At 60.5% G+C, this 19,506-nt stretch carries 20 protein-coding genes; 15 read left to right on the forward strand and 5 right to left on the reverse strand.

Annotation, left to right across the window (positions count from 1 at the left end):
* Window positions 1-163: 163 nt before the first annotated feature.
* From ribD to PG898_RS12055, 11 genes are all read left to right on the forward strand, one after another.
* On the forward strand, window positions 164-1,273 hold the full coding sequence (gene ribD, locus PG898_RS12005) for a bifunctional diaminohydroxyphosphoribosylaminopyrimidine deaminase/5-amino-6-(5-phosphoribosylamino)uracil reductase RibD (RefSeq protein ID WP_163154270.1): 1,110 nt from the start codon (window positions 164-166) through the stop codon (window positions 1,271-1,273).
* 54 nt (window positions 1,274-1,327) lie between these two features.
* Window positions 1,328-1,981: a riboflavin synthase gene (locus PG898_RS12010; RefSeq protein ID WP_270824262.1), complete on the forward strand. Its 654-nt coding sequence runs from the start codon at window positions 1,328-1,330 to the stop codon at window positions 1,979-1,981.
* A gap of 142 nt (window positions 1,982-2,123) precedes the next feature.
* Window positions 2,124-3,233 (forward strand): bifunctional 3,4-dihydroxy-2-butanone-4-phosphate synthase/GTP cyclohydrolase II, encoded by a 1,110-nt coding sequence (gene ribBA, locus PG898_RS12015; protein WP_106887634.1) that lies wholly within the window; start codon window positions 2,124-2,126, stop codon window positions 3,231-3,233.
* A gap of 290 nt (window positions 3,234-3,523) precedes the next feature.
* On the forward strand, window positions 3,524-3,994 hold the full coding sequence (gene ribH, locus PG898_RS12020; RefSeq protein WP_106887633.1) for a 6,7-dimethyl-8-ribityllumazine synthase: 471 nt from the start codon (window positions 3,524-3,526) through the stop codon (window positions 3,992-3,994).
* Between the two features lie 14 nt (window positions 3,995-4,008).
* On the forward strand, window positions 4,009-4,422 hold the full coding sequence (nusB, locus tag PG898_RS12025; RefSeq protein ID WP_025326032.1) for a transcription antitermination factor NusB: 414 nt from the start codon (window positions 4,009-4,011) through the stop codon (window positions 4,420-4,422).
* Between the two features lie 57 nt (window positions 4,423-4,479).
* Window positions 4,480-5,439: a thiamine-phosphate kinase gene (gene thiL, locus PG898_RS12030; RefSeq protein WP_270824261.1), complete on the forward strand. Its 960-nt coding sequence runs from the start codon at window positions 4,480-4,482 to the stop codon at window positions 5,437-5,439.
* A complete protein-coding gene (locus PG898_RS12035) occupies window positions 5,436-5,924 on the forward strand; it encodes a phosphatidylglycerophosphatase A family protein (protein WP_270824260.1) in 489 nt (162 codons plus the stop codon). The genes thiL and PG898_RS12035 overlap by 4 nt, the downstream gene beginning before the upstream one ends.
* Before the next feature lie 671 nt (window positions 5,925-6,595).
* Complete coding sequence (locus tag PG898_RS12040) at window positions 6,596-8,320, forward strand: dipeptide ABC transporter ATP-binding protein (protein WP_041205187.1); 1,725 nt, start codon at window positions 6,596-6,598, stop codon at window positions 8,318-8,320.
* A 58-nt stretch (window positions 8,321-8,378) separates the two neighbouring features.
* A complete protein-coding gene (locus tag PG898_RS12045) occupies window positions 8,379-9,935 on the forward strand; it encodes an ABC transporter substrate-binding protein (RefSeq protein ID WP_106887629.1) in 1,557 nt (518 codons plus the stop codon).
* A 95-nt stretch (window positions 9,936-10,030) separates the two neighbouring features.
* Window positions 10,031-11,005: an ABC transporter permease gene (locus tag PG898_RS12050; RefSeq protein WP_005326609.1), complete on the forward strand. Its 975-nt coding sequence runs from the start codon at window positions 10,031-10,033 to the stop codon at window positions 11,003-11,005.
* A 3-nt stretch (window positions 11,006-11,008) separates the two neighbouring features.
* Window positions 11,009-11,950: an ABC transporter permease gene (locus PG898_RS12055; protein WP_041205190.1), complete on the forward strand. Its 942-nt coding sequence runs from the start codon at window positions 11,009-11,011 to the stop codon at window positions 11,948-11,950.
* Between the two features lie 227 nt (window positions 11,951-12,177).
* Here PG898_RS12055 and dxs read toward each other — a convergent pair whose 3' ends face one another.
* From dxs to xseB, 3 genes are read right to left on the reverse strand one after another with little or no spacing between them, the layout of a single operon-like run.
* On the reverse strand, window positions 12,178-14,043 hold the full coding sequence (dxs, locus tag PG898_RS12060) for a 1-deoxy-D-xylulose-5-phosphate synthase (RefSeq protein ID WP_270824259.1): 1,866 nt from the start codon (window positions 14,041-14,043) through the stop codon (window positions 12,178-12,180).
* A 21-nt stretch (window positions 14,044-14,064) separates the two neighbouring features.
* Window positions 14,065-14,955: a (2E,6E)-farnesyl diphosphate synthase gene (ispA, locus tag PG898_RS12065; protein WP_042648786.1), complete on the reverse strand. Its 891-nt coding sequence runs from the start codon at window positions 14,953-14,955 to the stop codon at window positions 14,065-14,067.
* A complete protein-coding gene (xseB, locus tag PG898_RS12070) occupies window positions 14,956-15,207 on the reverse strand; it encodes an exodeoxyribonuclease VII small subunit (protein WP_042648787.1) in 252 nt (83 codons plus the stop codon).
* A 234-nt stretch (window positions 15,208-15,441) separates the two neighbouring features.
* On the opposite strand from xseB, the gene pomA reads away from it, so the two are divergent.
* The 3 genes from pomA (at window position 15,442) to greA (ending at window position 17,724) form a co-directional block, all read left to right on the forward strand.
* The gene (pomA, locus tag PG898_RS12075) at window positions 15,442-16,200 is read left to right on the forward strand and encodes a flagellar motor protein PomA (RefSeq protein WP_005326615.1); all 759 of its coding nucleotides are present in this window, start codon (window positions 15,442-15,444) and stop codon (window positions 16,198-16,200) included.
* Between the two features lie 8 nt (window positions 16,201-16,208).
* Complete coding sequence (locus tag PG898_RS12080) at window positions 16,209-17,102, forward strand: flagellar motor protein MotB (RefSeq protein ID WP_042648788.1); 894 nt, start codon at window positions 16,209-16,211, stop codon at window positions 17,100-17,102.
* A 145-nt stretch (window positions 17,103-17,247) separates the two neighbouring features.
* Window positions 17,248-17,724: a transcription elongation factor GreA gene (gene greA / locus PG898_RS12085; protein WP_041205192.1), complete on the forward strand. Its 477-nt coding sequence runs from the start codon at window positions 17,248-17,250 to the stop codon at window positions 17,722-17,724.
* Between the two features lie 48 nt (window positions 17,725-17,772).
* Here the strand turns inward: greA and PG898_RS12090 are convergent, their stop codons facing one another.
* Window positions 17,773-18,366 carry a PilZ domain-containing protein gene (locus PG898_RS12090; RefSeq protein WP_171273386.1) on the reverse strand — a complete coding sequence of 198 codons (594 nt, stop codon included), beginning with the start codon at window positions 18,364-18,366 and terminating at the stop codon, window positions 17,773-17,775.
* Window positions 18,367-18,471: 105 nt separating this feature from the next.
* Window positions 18,472-18,768, reverse strand: coding sequence for a ribosome assembly RNA-binding protein YhbY (gene yhbY, locus PG898_RS12095; protein ID WP_005326620.1), 297 nt, complete (start codon window positions 18,766-18,768; stop codon window positions 18,472-18,474).
* A 97-nt stretch (window positions 18,769-18,865) separates the two neighbouring features.
* Between yhbY and rlmE the strand changes: the two genes are divergently transcribed.
* On the forward strand, window positions 18,866-19,495 hold the full coding sequence (gene rlmE / locus PG898_RS12100) for a 23S rRNA (uridine(2552)-2'-O)-methyltransferase RlmE (RefSeq protein ID WP_005326622.1): 630 nt from the start codon (window positions 18,866-18,868) through the stop codon (window positions 19,493-19,495).
* Window positions 19,496-19,506 lie beyond the last annotated feature (11 nt).

Genomic DNA, 19,506 nt, shown 5'->3' on the forward strand with positions numbered 1-19,506 from the left:
GCTTCGAGGACATCCGCCTTGTTTATGACAAGAAGCGGTGAAGAGATCGCCAAGCTGGAGAAGTAAATCTTTCTGCTAACCCATGTTGCCGCGTCCGATTACGCTGCGCTAATCGAACCTAGGATACTGCGCAAAGCCGGGATGTTTTGTCAGAGGAGCCCAGATGTTTAGTCAAGATGATTACCAATGGATGAGTCGGGCCCTCGAACTGGCCCGTCGCGGCCGTTACACCACGGCCCCCAATCCCTGTGTAGGCGCCGTGCTGGTGAAGGCCGGCGTTGTGGTGGGGGAGGGCTGGCACCAGCGTGCCGGTGAACCCCATGCCGAGGTCTATGCCCTGCATGCCGCCGGGGAAGAGGCCCGCGGCGCCACCGCCTATGTGACCCTGGAGCCCTGCTCCCATCACGGTCGCACCCCTCCCTGCGCCGAGGCGCTGATCAAGGCCGGCGTGACCCGGGTGGTCGCTGCCATGGTGGATCCCAATCCCCAGGTGGGGGGACGCGGCCTGCGCATGCTCTCCGAGGCGGGCATCAAGACCGACTTCGGCCTGCTCAGCGCCGAGGCCGAGGCCCTCAACCCGGGCTTCTTCAAGCGGATGCGCACCGCCTTCCCGCAGGTGACGGTCAAGCTCGGTGCCAGCCTGGACGGTCGCACCGCCATGGCGAGCGGCGAGAGCCAGTGGATCACCTCCCCGGAGGCGCGCCGCGACGTGCAGCGGCTGCGTGCCCGCCACGATGCCGTGCTCTCCAGCGCCGAGACTGTGCTGGCCGACGGCGCCTCCCTCAACGTGCGCTGGGACGAGTTGCCGGCCTCGGTAAAGGCAAGCTATCCCAGGGAGACCCTGCGCCAGCCGCTGCGGGTCATCGTCGATTCCCAGAACCGGCTCACCCCTAACCTGCCCCTGTTCCAGAGCGAGAGCCCCGTGCTGCTGGCCCGTCACAAGGTCGACGGGGACTGGCCTGCCTGGGTGCAGCAGCTGACCCTGCCGCTGCTGGATGGCAAGCTGGATCTGGTGAGCCTCTTCATGCTGCTGGCCAAGCAGAACATCAACTCTGTGCTGGTGGAGGCGGGCCCAAGGCTGTGCGGCGCCCTGCTGGCCAAGGGGCTGGTGGACGAGCTGGTGCTCTATCAGGCCCCCAAGCTGCTGGGGGATGAGGGGCGTGGCCTGTTCCACCTGCCGGAGTTGACCAAGCTGTTCCAGGCCCCCAAGCTCCAGCTCAAGGATGTGCGCCTGGTGGGGCAGGACATTCGCATCACAGCGAAAATTGCCTGATTTTTTACTGTCTATCGGGGCCGGATCGGCCCCGTCATCATCAAGGTGATCTGCATGTTTACCGGAATTATCGAAGCCATGGGCACCCTGGCCGCCCTGCGCCGCCAGGGGGATGACATGGCCCTCACCGTCCATGCGCCGACCCTGGACTTTGGCGACGTCAAGCTGGGTGACTCCATCGCCACCAACGGCGTCTGCCTGACGGTGGTGGCCCTGGGGGACAAGAGCTACACAGCCGACGTTTCCCTTGAGACCCTCTCTCGCACCGGCTTTGCCGAGGCCAAGGTGGGGGATCCGGTGAATCTCGAGAAGGCGCTGATGACGAGCTCCCGCCTCGGTGGCCACCTGGTCTCTGGCCACGTGGATGGCATAGGCGAGGTGAAGAGCAAGTCCAGCAGCGGCCGCGCCATCGAGTACTGGATCCAGGCGCCACAGGAACTTTCTCGCTACATAGCCGAGAAGGGGTCTATTGCGGTGGATGGCATCAGCCTGACGGTCAACGCCGTGCAGGGGGATCTCTTTCGCCTGACCATAGTGCCCCATACGGCGCAGGAGACCACCATAGCCCGCTGGAAACCGGGCCACAGGGTGAACCTGGAGGTGGATCAAATCGCCCGCTATCTGGAGCGGCTGATGCAGGGCAGGGCGCAGGAGCAGGGCGGATCCAGCCTGACCCTGGAGACACTGGCCCGATCCGGGTTTATCTGACAGGCAGGCGAGCGGGCAAAATACGGTTCTGTGATCCCGCTCCGATTGAAATGGGGCCCCGCGCCCCCATCTAGCACACAATGATGCAGTATCAAGCCGAGCCGGCAGGCTCAATTCCCCAAGCATGTTGATGGAGTAGCCCATGGCGCTGAGCACAACCCAGGAAATCATTGCCGATATCAAGGCGGGCAAGATGGTGATCCTGATGGATGACGAAGACAGGGAGAACGAAGGGGACCTCATCATGGCCGCCTCCTGTGTCCGTCCGGAGGATATCAACTTCATGGCCCGTTACGGCAGGGGCTTGATCTGCCTGACCCTGACTCGGGATCGCTGCAAGCAGCTGGCGCTGCCGCTGATGGTGGACAGGAACAACGCCCAGTTCTCCACCGCCTTCACCGTGACCATAGAAGCGGCCGAGGGGGTGACCACGGGTATCTCAGCCGCCGATCGCGCCGTCACCGTACAGGCCGCCGTCGCACCGAACGCCAAGGCCGCCGATCTGGTGCAGCCGGGCCACATCTTCCCGCTGATGGCGCAGGATGGCGGCGTGCTGACCCGTGCCGGCCATACAGAAGCGGGCTGCGATCTGGCCCGTCTGGCCGGATACGAGGCGGCCTCCGTCATCGTCGAGATCCTCAACGAGGATGGGAGCATGGCGCGCCGTCCCGACCTTGAGATATTCGCCGAGCAGCACGGCATCAAGCTCGGCACCATCGCCGACCTCATCGAGTACCGCAACCAGCATGAGACCACGGTGGAGAAGGTGGCCGAGTGCAAGCTGCCCACCGAGTTCGGGGAATTTGATCTGGTCACCTTCCGCGACACCATAGACAACCAGGTGCACTTCGCCCTCAAGAAAGGCGAGGTGAAAGCCGACCAGCCGACCCTGGTTCGGGTCCATCTGCACGACGTGCTGAGCGATCTGTTGCTGACGGATCGCCACAGCGCCCGCAGCTGGCCGCTGCCCAAATCCATGGCCCGCATAGCCGAAGAGGGCGGTGTGCTGGTGATCCTGGGGGCCGAAGCCCAGGGCGCCGAGCTGCTGGCCCGGGTCAAAGGCTTTGAAGCCGCCGACAAGGGACTGGCACCGGAAGGGGCCAAGTGGCAAGGTACCTCGCGCCGGGTCGGTGTGGGCTCCCAGATCCTCAAGGCACTCGGGGTTGGCAAGATGCGCCTGCTGAGCTCGCCGAAGAAATACCATGCCCTCGGCGGCTTCGGCCTTGAGGTGGTGGAGTACGTCGGCGAGTAAGCGCTTTGGTACTCGCTTGACGAAATACCATCCTCGTCAGCGGCTTCGGCCTTGAAGTGGTGGAATACGTCGGCGAGTAAGCGCTTTGGTACTCGCTTGACGAAATACCATCCTCGTCAGCGGCTTCGGCCTTGAGGTGGTGGAGTACGTCGGCGAACAAGTCCCTGATGGCTTGAATGACTATCATGGCCGCACGTTGCGGCCATGGTTTTTTGTCGCGGCTCTGTTGTGCTAGAATGCGTGCACTTTTGGCCCCGGCCCCTATTGATTGCACAGAGACAGGATTTCCAATGAAGATTATCGAAGGGAATATCGCCGCTCCCGAGGCGCGTGTTGCTATTGTCGTTGCCCGTTTCAACAGCTTCATCAATGACAGCCTGGTGAACGGCGCGCTGGACGTGCTGAAGCGTCAAGGCCAGGTCCAGGACAGCAATCTCACCCTGGTGCGTGTGCCGGGTGCCGTCGAAATTCCCCTGGCAGCCAAGAAGCTGGCCAAGAGCGGTCAATACGACGCCATAGTAGCGCTCGGTACCGTCATCCGTGGCGGCACCTATCACTTCGAACTGGTGGCGAGCGAGAACGGCAAGGGGCTGGCCCAGGTGATGATGGAGTATGAAATTCCCGTCGCCTTCGGCGTACTGACCACTGAAAACATTGAACAAGCCATCGAGCGCGCCGGTACCAAGGCGGGTAACAAGGGTGCAGAGGCTGCACTGAGCGCGCTCGAAATGATCAACGTCCTGAAACAACTGGACGTGTAACGAGGAGAAGTACATTGAAACCGTCCGAGCGCCGTAAGGCCCGCCATTGCGCCACCCAGGCCATCTACCAGTGGCAGATGACCCAGGCCAACGTGGGCGACATCGAAGAGCAGTTCAAGATCGATCAGGACACCAAGGGTGTGGACCTGAGCTATTTCCGCGATCTGCTGTTCGGGGTAGCGGTCCACTGCAACGAGCTGGACAAGGTGTTCTCACCTTTCCTCTCCCGTCCGCTGGAAGAAGTGGACATGGTGGACAAGGCGATCCTGCGTCTGGCGACCTACGAGCTGACCCGTCGTGATGATGTGCCGCCGCGCGTGGTGATCAACGAAGCGATCGAGCTGGCCAAAGCCTTCGCCGCCGATGACAGCCACAAGTTTGTCAACGGCGTACTGGACAAGGTGATCAAGACGCTGCCCAAGCGTTGATCCCGCCGTCCGTAAGCATTTAAGAGAGGAGCCAGCTTATTGCTGGCTTTTTACTGTATGGGTGAATTTGAGCTGATTGAGAAGTACTTCAAGGTCCACCACGCCCGCAAGGACGTGGTGATGGGACCAGGGGATGACTGCGCCCTGCTGACCCTGCCCCCCGATACCCAACTGGCGGTGAGCACGGATACCCTGGTGAGCGGCGTGCACTTCTTCCCGGACATGGATCCGGTGGATCTGGGGTACAAGGCACTGGCGGTCAACCTCTCCGATCTCGCCGCCATGGGGGCCGAGCCGCGCTGGGTCTCCCTGGCACTGACCCTGCCCGCTGTCAACGAGGCCTGGGTCGCGGGCTTTGCGGAAGGGTTCCTCGAGCTCGCCGAATATTACAACGTGGCCCTGGTGGGGGGCGACATGACCCGCGGGCCACTCTCCATCACCGTCTCGGTGAAGGGCTCCGTGCCGACCGGTCGTGCCCTGATGCGCAACGGTGCCAGGGTAGGGGACGGCATCTATGTCACCGGCACCCTGGGGGATGCGGCCCTGGCCCTCTCCCATCTGCTGGGCAAGCGCACCCTCAACGAGAACCAGCTGGCGGCCGTGCTGCCCAGGCTCGATCATCCCCATCCCCGCATCCTGGCAGGTCAAGCCTTGCGCGGGCTGGCGAGCAGCGCGCTGGATCTCTCTGACGGCCTGGCTTCCGATCTCGGTCATATCCTCAAGGCGTCCGGTGTACGGGCCCAGATCGATCTCGACCTGCTGCCGCTCTCGCCGGTGTTGCAGGACGCCGTGCCCGCACGGGATGCCTGGCAGCTGGCGCTGGCCGGCGGCGATGACTACGAGCTCTGCTTCACCGTGCCACAAGAGCATCACGGTGCCCTGGACACGGCGCTGGCCAACTGTGGCGTCAGGTTCACCCGCATCGGCCGCATCCAGGCCGGCGACCCCGGCATCGACTACGTGCAGTGTGAACAGCCGGTCGAGCTTCATCTCAAGGGCTGGGATCACTTCGCATGAGCTTTTTCAAGATAAGCCCCGAACTGAAAAGCCTGAGCCTGAAGAACCCGCTCCACTGTCTGGCGCTGGGTTTTGGTGCCGGCCTCTCCCCCAGGGCGCCGGGCACCATGGGGACCCTGGTGGCCATTCCGCTCTACCTGCTGGTGAGCGGCCTGTCGACGCCCTGGTTCATCGCCCTGCTGGCGGTGGGGTTCGTGGCGGGCATTCGCATCTGCCAGGCGGCCACCGATGCCATCGGCATGCCGGATCACGGCGCCATCGTCTGGGACGAGGTGATAGGGTTCGGCGTCACCATGATAGCGGCCCCCGCCGGCTGGGAGTGGGTGCTGGCCGGCTTCGTGTTGTTCCGGCTGTTCGACGTGCTCAAGCCCTGGCCCATCTCCTGGTTCGATCGCCGTATCCACGGCGGGCTCGGCATCATGCTGGATGACCTCATCGCCGGCCTGTTCGCCCTGCTCTGCATGCAGCTGCTGGCTCGCTGGTAAGGCGGGTCGGCGATCACGGCCGTCATGGCGGGCCTGGCCCTCGCTGCCGCGCAGTTTCATCGTCTGTCTGCCCACTCTTTTCATACAATTAAGCTTCAGGCGCAGTTCCTTGATGGGACTGCGCCTTTTTGTATGCAATCCCTCCGCCTTGTCCGGTGATGGCGCATTGGGCTCTGGCAGATCATTCTGAGTTGACCCTATTTATCTCTGCTTAGTTTTCCTTCATCCAGATATGCTGCCGTTAAAAAATCATTTCACATAAATATTCACTACTCATTCGAAGCCGCGTAGTCTGCATTGAATAGTGGATTCGATTGCTTGTTACATCTTTGTTGAAATTTAAATAAGCTAATCCCTCGCGTTGCCATCACAATCTCTGTTAATGTGATATTTATCGACATTTTGCGCCAATGGCGAGTGCGTTATCTGCGCAAAGTATTGCGAAATTGTATAACTGGATCATTTACACCCGCGGGCAAACCGACTAACTTACTCGCGGGTTATTCCAAAAAAATGCAAAAAACCCGCCCGGATCGCTGGTTTGGCTGCCTCATGGATTGAGCGTTTACTGCACAAGAGAAGCTCTCAACATAAGTACCAAGGCACAACCAGCATCTGCGGCTGATTTACGGACGAATTATTTGGGACGGATGTCCCCCGCAGAGGTAACCATGTCCTTGCTCGAAGTGAAAAACTTGCGGATCGAGTACCCCTCCCGCTATGGGGTGCTGGCCGCGGTCAAGGATCTCTCTTTTTCCGTGGAAAAAGGCGAGATCGTCGGCGTAGTCGGCGAATCAGGTGCCGGCAAGTCCACCATAGGCAATGCCGTCATCGATCTGTTGAGTCCGCCCGGTCGCATCGCCCGTGGCGATATCTACCTCAACGGTGAGCTCATCTCCGGCAAGAGCCAGAACGAGATGCGGGCCATTCGTGGCTCCCGTATCGGCTTCATCTTCCAGGATCCCATGACCTCCCTCAATCCGCTGTTCACCGTTGAGCAGCAGTTGGTGGAGACCATACTGGCCAATACCGATCTCAATCGCGAGGCGGCCTTTGCCAAGGCCCTCGAGCTGATGGGGGCGGTCGGGATACCGCAACCGGAAGTGCGCATCAAGCAGTACCCGCACCAGTTCTCCGGTGGCATGCGCCAGCGGGTGGTCATCGCCATCGCGCTGTCTGGGGATCCCGAACTCATCATCGCCGATGAGCCGACCACGGCGCTGGATGTCTCCATTCAGGATCAGATCCTCCAGCTCATCCGCAACCTCTGCAAAGAGCGTCAGGTAGGCTGCATGCTGGTGACCCACGACATGGGCGTGGTCTCCAACGTCACCGACAAGGTGGCCGTCATGTACCGCGGGGATCTGGTGGAGTTCGGCACCACCGAACAGGTGCTGGGTCGCCCCAGCCACCCCTATACCCGCAGCCTCATCTCGGCGGTGCCCCGCTCGGATGTAAAGCTGGTGCGCTTCCCGCTGGTCTCCTACATCGAGGATGCCGGTGCGCCGGATCTCAGTATCGATCTCAAGACCCACTGGCTCGGCCAGAGTCAGGACGAGCGCAGCTATGAAGGTGCCCTGCTGCGGGTGGAGAACGTGGATCTGAAGTTCGTCACCAAGGATTCCATCTTCCCGAGCCGCCGTCAGTATGTGCGCGCCTGCAACAACATCAGCTTCGAGATCTTCGAAGGGGAGACCTTCGGCCTGGTGGGGGAGTCGGGCTCCGGCAAATCCACCATAGCGCGTGCCATCACCGGCCTCTATCCGCCCGATACCGGCAAGATCTTCTTCGAGGGGATCGACCTCACTGCCTTGAAAGGGGAGCATGAGCGCCGCCCGCTGCGCCGCCAGATGCAGATGGTGTTCCAGAACCCTTACTCCTCGATGAACCCGCGCATGAAGGTGCGTGACATCATCGCCGAGCCGATCCGCTTCCACAAACTGGCGAGCAGCGAGAGCCAGATCGAGGGCATAGTGAGCGATCTGCTGGATCACGTCGGCCTCGGCCGCGGGGCCGGGGTCAAGTATCCCCACGAGTTTTCCGGTGGTCAGCGCCAGCGCATCTCCATTGCCCGTGCCCTGGCGACCCGGCCGCGCTTCCTTATCTGCGACGAGCCCACCTCGGCGCTGGATGTCTCGGTGCAGGCCCAGATCCTCAACTTGCTCAAAGACTTGCAGCAGGAGCTTGGGCTGACCATGCTGTTCATCAGCCACGATCTGCCGGTCATCCGCCAGATGTGCGACCGCATCGGCGTGATGCAGCACGGCCACCTGGTGGAGGTGGCGGAGACCGAAAAACTGTTTACCAATGCCGGGCATGAGTACAGCCGCAAGCTGATCTCCCTCATGCCGGAATTTAAGGGAATGTCCCGCGAGGGGCTGGAAATCGCAAGCTAGGAAAGCACCGGCTCGCCGGTTTGTCTGTCAATAAAAAGCCAAAAGCATGGAGAAAGACATGAAGAAAGGATTATCCAAGATCGCCATGGCGCTGTTCGCCGCTGGTCTCGCGTTCAACGTTTCTGCCGCCGACATCAAGGTTGCCGTCGCCTCCGACGCCACCTCGCTGGACCCGCAGGAGCAGCTCTCCGGTCAGACCCTGGAGATGTCTCACCTGGTGTTCGATCCCCTGATGCGTTACACCCAGGATCTGCAATTCGAGCCGCGTCTGGCCGAGAAGTATGAGCGCATCGACGACAAGACCGTCCGCTTCCACCTGCGCAAGGGTGTCAAGTTCCACTCCGGCAACGACTTCACCGCCGATGACGTGGTATGGACAGTCAACCGTCTGAAGGCCTCCCCGGACTTCAAGGCTATTTTCGACCCCATCGCCGAAGCCAAGAAGGTGGATGACTTCACCGTGGATCTCGTCACCGCCAAGCCGTTCCCGCTGGTGCTGCAGACCGTCACCTACATCTTCCCGATGGACTCCAAGTTCTACAGCGGCAAGGATGAAGCCGGCAAGGACAAGGCCGCCATCGTCAAGAACGGCGACTCCTATGCCTCTACCCACGTTTCCGGTACCGGTCCGTTCAGCGTCAAGTTCCGCGAGCAGGGTGTGAAGCTGGAATATGCCCGCAACGCCAACTACTGGGACAAGGCCTCCAAGGGCAACGTCCAGAACCTGACCGTGGTGCCGATCAAGGAAGACGCGACCCGCGTAGCCGCCCTGCTGGGTGGTGACGTGGACATGATCTACCCGGTTGCCCCGAACGATCTGGAGCGCGTGAAGAACGGCAAGGATTCCCAGCTGGTGACCCTGTCCGGTACCCGCGCCATCATCATCGAGCTGAACCAGAACACCAACCCGGCGCTCAAAGACAAGCGCGTGCGTCAGGCGATCAACTACGCCATCAACCAGGTGGGCATCGTCGACAAGATCAACAAGGGCTTCGGTACCCCCGCTGGCCAGCTGAGCCCGAAAGGCTATGCCGGTTACAACGAGGCGCTCAAGCCCCAGTATGATCTGGCCAAGGCCAAGGAGCTGATGAAGGAAGCCGGTTACGAGAAGGGCTTCAAGATGACCTTCATCTCCCCGGCTGCCCGCTACGTCAACGACGTCAAGATCGCCCAGGCTGTCTCCGCCATGCTGTCCAAGATCAACATCAAGGTGGATCTTAAGACCATGCCGGTGGCCCAGTACTGGCCCGAGTTTGACAAGTGCGCCTCCGACATGCAGTTGATCGGCTGGCACTCCGACACCGAAGACAGTGCGAACTTCTTCGAATTCCTGACCTTCACCAAGGATGCCAAGACCGGCATGGGTCAGTACAACTGCGGCGGTTATGCCAACGCAGAAGCTGACAAGATGGTGATGGAAGCGAACACCGAAACCGATCCGGCCAAGCGTGCCGCCATCCTGCAGAAGGTGGAAGCCATGCTGATCGACGACGCTGCCTACGTGCCCTTGCACTGGGAAGACCTGGCCTACGGTGCCAAGAAGAACGTCGACATCAAGCCTGTGGTCAACGTGATGAACTTCCCTTACCTGGGTGACCTGGTGGTCAACAAGTAAGTGAAGCGCTAAGGAAGGACCTGGCGGGGCGCCCATGGGTGCTCCGCCATTAACAGAAGCCTGTGCCAAGACACAGGCCACGTAGAAGGACAAGCATGTTTACATTCCTGCTGAAACGGTTCTATCAGGCCGTGATAGTGATGTTCGTCATCAGCCTGGTCGCCTTCTCCATCCAGGACAACCTGGGGGATCCGCTGCGCGAGCTGGTGGGACAATCCGTCTCCGAGTCCGTGCGCCAGGAGCTGCGCGACAAAATGGGCCTCAACGATCCCTTTTTGGTGAAATACAGCCGCTTCCTGCAGAACGCGGTGCAAGGGGATCTGGGCACCTCCTATTTCTTCAAGCGACCGGCCCTCGAGGTGATCCTCGACAAGCTGGTGGCTACCCTTGAGCTGGTGTTTGCCGCTGCGCTCATCATCGTCGTGGTCTCCATTCCGCTGGGGGTTTATTCGGCGATAAGACCGCGCAGTTTCCTGACCAAGCTCATCATGGCGGTGAGCAGCATCGGCATCTCGATCCCGGTCTTCCTGACCGCCATCATGCTGATGTACCTCTTCTCCATCCAGCTCGGCTGGCTGCCGGCCTATGGCCGCGGCGAGACCTACAACCTGCTGGGCTGGGAGTCGGGCTTCTTCACCTGGGATGGCATCAAGCACCTGATCCTGCCTGCGGTGTCCCTCTCCTCCATCATGCTGCCGCTGTTCATCCGGCTGGTACGCTCCGAGATGCTGGAGCAGCTCTCCTCCGAGTACGTGAAGTTCGCCCGTGCCAAGGGGCTGGATAACAACAAGGTCTACTACCAGCACGCCCTGAAGAACACCATGCTGCCGGTCATCACTGTCGGCGGCGTGCAGATCGGCACCATGGTGGCCTACACCATACTGACTGAGAGCGTGTTCCAGTGGCCGGGGACGGGTTTCCTGTTCCTCGAGGCGATCCACAGGGTCGATACCCCGCTGATCACCGCTTACGTCATCTTCGTGGGCCTTATCTTCGTGGTGACCAATACCCTGGTCGACCTGCTCTACGGGTTCATCAACCCGACCGTCAACCTGACCGCCAAGGGGTAACAGATGACTAACGCTGTAACTGCAAGCCCAAGCCGTTGGGCGCGATTCAAGAACTCTGACATCGTCTACTACTTCCTGCGGGACAAGGTAGCCATGTTCAGCTTTGCCGTGTTCGTGGTGTTCGTACTGGCGGCGCTGCTGGCGCCCTGGCTGGCGCCGCACAACGTCTATGACCAGACCAGCTTCGATCTGATGGACGCCGAGTTGCCTCCCTCCTGGCTGGAAGGGGGCGAGGCGCGCTTCTGGCTCGGCACCGACAACCAGGGACGGGACATCTGGAGCACCATCCTCTATGGCGCCCGCATCTCGCTGACCATAGGTCTGTTCGCCGTCGGTCTGCAGCTGGTGCTCGGCATCGTCATCGGTCTCATCGCCGGTTACTTCGGTGGTCGCATCGACAACCTGCTGATGCGCTTTGCCGACGTGCAGCTGTCGTTCTCCACCATGATGGTGGCCATCATCATCTCCGCCATCTTCCAGGCGACCTTTGGCTCGGATCTCTATTCCGAGTTCGCCATCGTCATGCTGGTGGTGATCATCGGCATCGCCGAATGGCCCCAGTATGCCCGTACGGTGCGCGCCTCGGTGCTGGCGGAGAAGAAGAAGGAGTACGTGGAAGCAGCCCAGGTGATGGGGTTCCGTGCCCCGCGCATCATGTTCCGCCACATACTGCCGAACTGCCTGTCGCCCATCCTGGTCATCTCCACGGTGCAGGTGGCGAACGCCATCATGAGCGAGGCAGCACTCTCCTTCCTGGGGTTGGGCATGCCGGTGGATCAACCGTCGCTCGGCTCGCTCATCAGTGTGGGTTTCAACTACATCTTCTCTGGCTCCTGGTGGATCACCGCCTTCCCGGGCATCTGCCTGGTGGTGCTGGTGCTGGTCATCAACCTGCTGGGTGACTGGCTGCGGGATGTATTCAACCCCAAGATCTACAAGGGCTGATAAAAACCTGTCCTCACACTTACTGCGAGGGCGTGATCAAGGCTCATGTGCTGCTCGCTTATGTGGAACCAAAGAGTGCTCACGTATGTCTATACGTTCCGGTTCCTGAGCAGCTTGTCACCTTGCTGACGCCCTTCTCGCTACAGTGTGTGCACAGGTTTGAAATAATGGATAACAAAAAGGGCGCCATCAGGCGCCCTTCTTTATTTGCTCGTCAACGAGCCTGTTCAGGTCAACAGCCAGGCCTCTATGCTGGCCTGAATGCCAACGGCATCCAGCCCCAGCTGGGCATAGATCTCCTCCTGGGTACCTTGCTCCACGAAGCGATCCGGCAAACCGAGATTCAGCACAGGTTTGCACTGCTTGGCACGCATCAGCAGCTCGTTCACCGCAGAACCGGCCCCGCCCATGATGGCGTTGTCCTCGAGAGTGACAAACTGATCGTGGGAGGCGGCAAGTTCAAGCACCAGTGCCTCGTCCATGGGCTTGACGAAGCGCATGTCCACCAGGGTGGCGTCCAGCGCCTCGGCGGCGGCCCTGGCCTGATGCAGCAGGGTACCGAACGCCAGTATGGCGGTGCCTTTACCCTGGCGAACAATCCGGCCCTTGCCGAGTTCCAGTGCCTGCATCTCGCTCATGATCTCGCTGCCGCAGCCGCTGCCACGGGGATAGCGCACCGCAGCGGGCTGGTTGCACTGATAGCCGGTGAAGAGCATCTGGCGGCACTCGTTCTCGTCGGACGGCGTCATCACCACCATGTTCGGGACTGTGCGCAGGAAGCTGATGTCGAACGCCCCCTGATGGGTGGGGCCGTCGGCGCCTACCAGGCCGGCCCTGTCGATGGCGAACAGCACCGGCAGGTTCTGCAGCGCCACATCGTGGATCAGCTGGTCATAGGCCCGTTGCAGGAAGCTCGAATAGATGGCGACCACGGGTTTCTTGTCGGCGATGGCAAGGCCAGCGGCGAAGGTGACCGCATGCTGTTCGGCGATGGCTACGTCGAAGTAGCGATCCGGATACTGCTGGCTGAACTTGACCAGGCCGGAGCCCTCGCGCATGGCGGGGGTGATGCCGACCAGCCGCTCATCCTTGGCCGCCATGTCGCACAGCCACTGGCCGAAGATGGCGGAGAAGGTTGGTTTGCCACCGGCGCTCTTGGGCAGGGCGCACTCGTCCGGATTGAACTTGGGGACGGCGTGATAACCGATGGGATCTTTCTCGGCAGGCTCGTAGCCCTTGCCCTTCTTGGTCTTGACGTGCAGCAGCTGCGGCCCCTTGAGGTTGCGCATGTTGCGCAGGGTCTCGACCAGAGCGTGGATGTCGTGGCCGTCGATGGGGCCTATGTAGTTGAAGCCGAACTCCTCGAACAGGGTGCCGGGCACCACCATGCCCTTGAGGTGTTCCTCGGCCCGTTTGGCCAGCTCCTTGACCGGCGGCAGCCCCGCCAGCACCTTCTTGCCACCTTCGCGGATGGTGGTGTAGAGCTTGCCGGACATCAGTCTGGCCAGGTGGTTGTTGAGCGCCCCGACATTCTCGGAGATGGACATCTCGTTGTCATTGAGCACCACCAGCATGTCCTTGTGAACGTCGCCGGCGTGGTTGAGGGCCTCGAAGGCCATGCCTGCCGTGATGGCGCCATCACCGATGACTGCCACCACCTTGCGGCCCAGCCCCTCGCTCTCGGCGGCGACTGCCATGCCGAGGGCGGCACCTATGGAGGTGCTGGAGTGGCCCACGCTGAGCACGTCATACTCGCTCTCTTCCCGCCAGGGGAAGGGGTGCAGGCCATCTTTCTGGCGAATGGTGTGAATGCGCTCGCGCCGGCCGGTCAGGATCTTGTGGGGATAGGCCTGATGGCCCACATCCCACACCAGTCGATCGAAGGGGGTGTTGTAGACGTAGTGCAAGGCAACCGTCAGCTCGACGGTGCCGAGGCCGGAGGCGAAGTGGCCGCTGGAGCGGCTCACCGAGCGCAGCAGATACTCGCGCAGCTCTTCGCACAGAATGGGCAGCCGCTCTTTGGGCAGGGATCGCAACTCGACCGGCGTATCCGCGAGGGCCAGGTTGGGGAAATCGCTAATATCAACGCTCATATTGTTACTGTTATCCAGCGTTTAGTGGGTTCGCTCGATGATGTAATCGGCAAACGCTTCCAGAATGTCGGTATTGTAGGGCAAGGATTGCAGGGCTGTTAAGGCCTTGTCATGCAGTTCGCGAGCCAGCTCACGGGCAGGGTCGAGACCGAGCAGGGCCGGATAGGTGCTCTTTTCCTGCACCAGATCCGAACCTTGCGGCTTGCCGAGGGTGGCGGTGTCGCCCGTGATGTCGAGGATGTCATCCTGCACCTGGAAGGCAAGCCCGATGGCGGCGGCATAGGTTCGCAGCGCGGCCAGGGTGGCAGGCGCCACGTCGGCCTTGCACAGGGCTCCCAAGGTGACGGCGCACTCGATGAGTGCTCCCGTCTTGTGGCGATGCACCTGCTCCAGCTCGGCGAGGCTGATCCGGCGGCCTTCGGCCTCCAGATCCAGCGCCTGGCCGCCACACATGCCGAGATAGCCGGAGGCGCGGGCCAGGGTACTCAGCATCCGTACCCGGTTGGCCAGCAGCTCGTCGGGGAGGGGATGATCCGCCAGTATGGAGAATGCCAGGGTCTGCAGAGCATCGCCGGCCAGGATGGCTGTGCCTTCATCGAACGCCTTGTGCACTGTCGGCTGGCCGCGACGTAGATCGTCGTTGTCCATGGCAGGCAGGTCGTCGTGCAGCAGGGAGTAGGCGTGGATGCACTCCACCGCGGCGGCAGGGCCGTCGAGCTGTTCGCTTGGCACCCCCAGCATCTCGCCAACGGCGTAGACCAGGAAGGGGCGCACCCGCTTGCCGCCGAGCAGCAGGCCGTATTTCATTGCATCCCGCAGGCGTGGTGCCATGGCGGGCAGGGCCTCAAGCTGTGCCGAGAGACAGTCGTCGATGCGGCGCCGGTGCAGGCGGGAGAAATCGTCCAGGGTCACTCACTCCTCTCCTTGCTCTGATCGAAAGGGGATCGACTGTTCGCTGCCATCGGCCTGGGTCAGGAGGATCTGGATCTTCTGCTCGGCCTGCTCCAGCTTCTGCTGGCCGGCCCGCACCAGATGGATGCCCTGTTCGAATTGTTTGAGTGCCTCCTCGAGGGGGAGCGACCCCTGTTCCAGTTGATGCACTATGGTTTCCAGCTCTTCCAGGGTGGCATCAAAACTCAGACGGTCGATTTTTTTACTGGCCATGTCCATCCTCGGGGATTGAAAAAAACGGCTCATCTTAACATCGACCGGGCACAGGGGGGAGGCAGAAAAGTGTGCCGTCCTCAAACTATCCTGACCCCGGCCGATAGAAAGGCGCTGGCATCCATGTACTGCCGATGGGTTATTGAGGTGTGCCGGGCTTGCTGCCAGGGGCGCAATAGCAGAAAATTCAACGCAATATAAATAGATGGCAAGTTCGGCGACAGGAGTAGGGATGTGGATTTAGGCAGTCTGATAGGCATAGTGCTGGGGTTCGGGGTCGTGGTGTACGGCATGCTGCTGGGTGGCCCCATGAGCATGTATGTGGATATGCCTTCGGTCTATATCACCATATTGGGTTCTCTGTTCATCTGCATGATGAAGTTCAACCTCAGCCAGTTTCTGATGGCGTTCAAGGTGGCCGGCAAGGCGTTCATGTACAAGGGCGACAAGCTCGACGATCTGATTGCCAAGGCGGTCGAGCTGGCGGACTCGGCCCGCAAGGGAGGCTTTCTGGCGCTTGAGGCGGCGGAGATCCCCAATCCCTTCATGAAGAAGGGCATCGACATGCTGGTGGACGGCCATGACGCCGATGTGGTGCGCGCCGTGATGGAGAAAGACATCGAACTGACCTCGGAGCGCCATGTCATCGCCATCAAGGTGTTTCGCTCCCTTGGCGATCTCGGCCCCGCGATGGGGATGATAGGTACGCTAGTGGGGCTGGTGGCCATGCTGGCGAACATGAGCGACCCCAAATCCATCGGCCCGGCTATGGCGGTGGCCTTGCTGACCACGCTGTACGGGGCGATTGAAGCCAACATGATCGCCATCCCCATCGCCGACAAGCTGGAGCTGCGCAGCGGCGAGGAGCAGTTGAGCCGCACTCTGATCCTCGACGCCATCATGGGGATCCAGGACGGCCAGAACCCTCGCGTGATCCAGGCCATGCTGCAGAACTACCTGAATCAGTCCAAACGCAACAACGGGCTCGAATAGGAGGCCCCATGGCAAAGTGCAAGTGTCCGCCGCCCGGCCTGCCCGGTTACATGGGTACCTTCGCCGATCTCATGTCCCTGTTGATGTGCTTCTTCGTGCTGCTGCTCTCCTTCGCCGAGATGGATGTGCAGAAGTTCAAGCAGATCGCCGGCTCCATGGAGAAGGCGTTCGGGGTGCAGAACATTCTGGAGGTGAAGGACATCCCCAAGGGTACCTCTGTCATCGCCCAGGAGTTTCGCCCCGGCCGGCCCGAACCGACGCCCATCGACACCATCATGCAGCAGACCATAGATATGACCCAGACCGAGCTGGATTTTCAGCCCGGGGATGCGGATCAGGCGGGAGGCCATGACAAGACCGAGGGGCAGCAGAGCGGTGGCGACACCGCCCAGCAGGCCCAGAAGGCGCAGGAGCAGTCCAACGAACTGGCCAAGGCGCTGGCCGAGCAGATGCAGGCACAGATCCAGGACGGTGCCATCGAGATAGAGGCGCTGGGTCAGCAGATCATCATTCGCATCCGCGAGAAGGCTGCGTTCCCGGCGGGATCCGCCTTCCTGCAGCCCCAGTTCTGGCCGGTGATCCGTAAAGTCGCGACCTTGCTCAAGGATGTGCCGGGGGAGATCACCGTCTCCGGTCATACCGATGACGTTGCCACCGAAGACGAGCTGTTCCAGTCCAACTGGGAGCTCTCATCCCAGCGTGCGGTGGCGGTGGCCCACCAGATGATCAAGGTGCCCGGCTTTGACGGCAGCCGTCTGGTGGTGCAGGGGATGGCGGATTCCCAGCCACTGGTGCCGAACAACAGCCCGGAGAACCGGCGCATGAACCGGCGGGTGGAGATCGCCATCATGCAGGGCAAACCGACGGTATCTGCCCCTATAGGGGTGGCGGATCCCAAGTAGCTTTCGCCAGGAAGCGCGATCCCGTTCGCAGGGGCTGACATGGATTTTGTGGCGGCTTCATATTAAGATGCCTCATCCGAACCGATAGCTGCGGCTCTCTTTGATTGCCGCAGCTTCTCTTTATAAAGCAACCCAGGTTTCGACTATGAATCATACTCCGATGACTGTTCGCGGCGCTGAAAAGCTGCGTCAAGAGCTCGACTATCTGAAGAGCGAGCTGCGTCCCCAGATTATCGAAGCGATTGCTGATGCCCGTGAACATGGTGATCTGAAAGAAAACGCCGAATACCATGCCGCTCGCGAGCAGCAAGGTTTCTGTGAAGGCCGCATTCAGGAGATTGAGAGCAAGCTCTCCAATGCTCAGGTGATCGATATCACCAAGATTGCCAACAATGGCCGCGTCATCTTCGGTGCGACCGTGACCCTGCTGAAAAGCGAAACGGAAGAGGAAGTGGTGTACCGCATCGTGGGCGACGACGAGGCGGACATCAAGCAGAACATGATCTCCGTGAACTCGCCCATTGCCCGTGCCCTGATCGGCAAGGAAGTGGACGATGTGGCCATCGTCAAGACACCGGCTGGCGATGTTGAGTACGAAATTTTGGAAGTCGCCTACCTCTGACGATGAGGGGCGATGAAGAAACAGGGGAGCCCGGCTCCCCTGTTGCATTTAGTCCCCCTGATAGGCCTGGACGAAGGCGTCCTGATGACGCTGGAAGAGCCAATCCCGCAGTTGCTCCTGGTCTCCCTTGTCCAGCTGGAATTTCAAGGCCCAGTCGTGGCGCTGCTGGTGGGAGTGGACGTGCCTTATCAGGGTGCCGCTCAGTGCCAGGGGAGGCAATCCTTCTATGCCGAGGGTACCGTGCAGCCGATCGCCCTTGGCCAGGGTCGGTGGCAAACCGGCCACGATGAGACCGCCGAGGGAGAGGCTATGCACCTCATACTCGGCATCGCCGGTGTGCAGGACGGCCTTCTCATCGAGTCGCCAGGCACGCAGGTGAGGGGAGCCCAGCTCCGTGATGGTAGGGGCGGCGATGCGCAGTTCGGTGTGGCCTTCCGCCGCCAGGGTACAATGCAGCGGAAAACGCAGTTGATGGCCGGCGATGCGGGCCTCGATCGTCAAGGGGCTGGCCCGTTGCAACAGGCTCTGTAGGGGAAGACTCAGGTTGCCTCGCAGGAACTGGCCGGCGGCCATGTCCTCGGCGTCTCCCAAGTCCTGCAGCATGGCCAGCTCCTCGTCGGTGAGAATCTGATGCTTGTCCATAGTGGATGTCCGCAAGTATTCATCGCAGGTTAAGGGCCTGACGACTATTTTGGCAAGCGACTTGGGAAGAAGAGAAATGAAGGAAAGAGCGAACGCTCTTTCCTGTTACTTGCGGGGCAACTGGATCTTGGGTTCTGTGGCCTGACGATAGATGGTCAGTACATGGCCCATGCTCTGTACCTTGATGGCGCCGGTTTCACGAACGATGGCATCCATTACCAGCTGTTTCATCTCACGATCTTCAGACGACACCTTAACCTTGATCAGCTCGTGGTGGTTCAGCGCCAGATCGATCTCGGCCAGCACACCTTCGGTCAGGCCGTGTTGTCCCAGCAGGACGACCGGCTTCAGGCTGTGGGCGAGGCCCTTGAGGTATTGTTTCTGTTTATTGTTGAGAATCATGGCAATTTCTTCATAAGTCAGGGTTGAAAGGGGCGTATTCTACCCCCACTTAGCCCTTAATACTAATAACCCTTGTGGTTTTTTAAAGTCGACAATCATGACCCAGAAAAAACATTCCCCCAGTTCAACCCGCTGGTTAAAAGAACATTTTGACGATCATTACGTCAAAAAAGCCCAGAAGTTGGGACTGCGTTCCCGCGCCGTGTTCAAGATCGACGAGATCCAGGGCAAGGACAAACTGCTCAAGCCGGGCATGACGGTGGTGGATCTGGGAGCCGCCCCTGGTGGCTGGTCCCAGTTCGCTATCGATCAAGTGGGCGACAAGGGACGGGTGATTGCTTGCGATATTCTGCCGATGGATTCCATTGCCGGTGTCGATTTCCTGCAAGGGGACTTTCGGGAGGAAACTGTGCTTGCCGCCTTGCTGGCCCGGGTTGGCCCGGACAAGGTTGATGTGGTCATGTCTGACATGGCGCCTAACATGAGCGGGACCCAGCAGGTGGATCAGGCTCGCTCCATGTATCTGATCGAGCTGGCGCTGGACATGTGCAATCAGGTCCTGCGCAGTAATGGCAGTTTCGTGGTCAAGGTATTTCAGGGGGAGGGCTTCGACGCCTATCTCAATGAAATTCGTAGACTTTTCTCTGTCGTCAAGATTCGTAAACCAGACTCCTCCCGTGCCCGTTCACGAGAAGTCTACATTGTGGCTACCGGTTTTAAACTGTAGTACCCTAACCC

The organism is Aeromonas sp. QDB31, assembly GCF_027707605.1.
Lineage (GTDB): Bacteria > Pseudomonadota > Gammaproteobacteria > Enterobacterales > Aeromonadaceae > Aeromonas > Aeromonas media.

Bases quoted from the DNA above. Each gene is read 5' to 3' on its own strand.
- rlmE (WP_005326622.1), top strand. From the start codon at position 18,866: ATGACCCAGAAAAAACATTCCCCCAGTTCAACCCGCTGGTTAAAAGAA.
- PG898_RS12010 (WP_270824262.1), top strand. From the start codon at position 1,328: ATGTTTACCGGAATTATCGAAGCCATGGGCACCCTGGCCGCCCTGCGC.
- ribH (WP_106887633.1), top strand. From the start codon at position 3,524: ATGAAGATTATCGAAGGGAATATCGCCGCTCCCGAGGCGCGTGTTGCT.
- thiL (WP_270824261.1), top strand. From the start codon at position 4,480: ATGGGTGAATTTGAGCTGATTGAGAAGTACTTCAAGGTCCACCACGCC.
- dxs (WP_270824259.1), bottom strand. From the start codon at position 14,043: ATGAGCGTTGATATTAGCGATTTCCCCAACCTGGCCCTCGCGGATACG.
- xseB (WP_042648787.1), bottom strand. From the start codon at position 15,207: ATGGCCAGTAAAAAAATCGACCGTCTGAGTTTTGATGCCACCCTGGAA.
- PG898_RS12035 (WP_270824260.1), top strand. From the start codon at position 5,436: ATGAGCTTTTTCAAGATAAGCCCCGAACTGAAAAGCCTGAGCCTGAAG.
- PG898_RS12050 (WP_005326609.1), top strand. From the start codon at position 10,031: ATGTTTACATTCCTGCTGAAACGGTTCTATCAGGCCGTGATAGTGATG.
- ribD (WP_163154270.1), top strand. From the start codon at position 164: ATGTTTAGTCAAGATGATTACCAATGGATGAGTCGGGCCCTCGAACTG.
- PG898_RS12055 (WP_041205190.1), top strand. From the start codon at position 11,009: ATGACTAACGCTGTAACTGCAAGCCCAAGCCGTTGGGCGCGATTCAAG.
- ribBA (WP_106887634.1), top strand. From the start codon at position 2,124: ATGGCGCTGAGCACAACCCAGGAAATCATTGCCGATATCAAGGCGGGC.
- PG898_RS12080 (WP_042648788.1), top strand. From the start codon at position 16,209: ATGGCAAAGTGCAAGTGTCCGCCGCCCGGCCTGCCCGGTTACATGGGT.
- PG898_RS12090 (WP_171273386.1), bottom strand. From the start codon at position 18,366: ATGGACAAGCATCAGATTCTCACCGACGAGGAGCTGGCCATGCTGCAG.
- greA (WP_041205192.1), top strand. From the start codon at position 17,248: ATGAATCATACTCCGATGACTGTTCGCGGCGCTGAAAAGCTGCGTCAA.
- PG898_RS12040 (WP_041205187.1), top strand. From the start codon at position 6,596: ATGTCCTTGCTCGAAGTGAAAAACTTGCGGATCGAGTACCCCTCCCGC.
- PG898_RS12045 (WP_106887629.1), top strand. From the start codon at position 8,379: ATGAAGAAAGGATTATCCAAGATCGCCATGGCGCTGTTCGCCGCTGGT.
- yhbY (WP_005326620.1), bottom strand. From the start codon at position 18,768: ATGATTCTCAACAATAAACAGAAACAATACCTCAAGGGCCTCGCCCAC.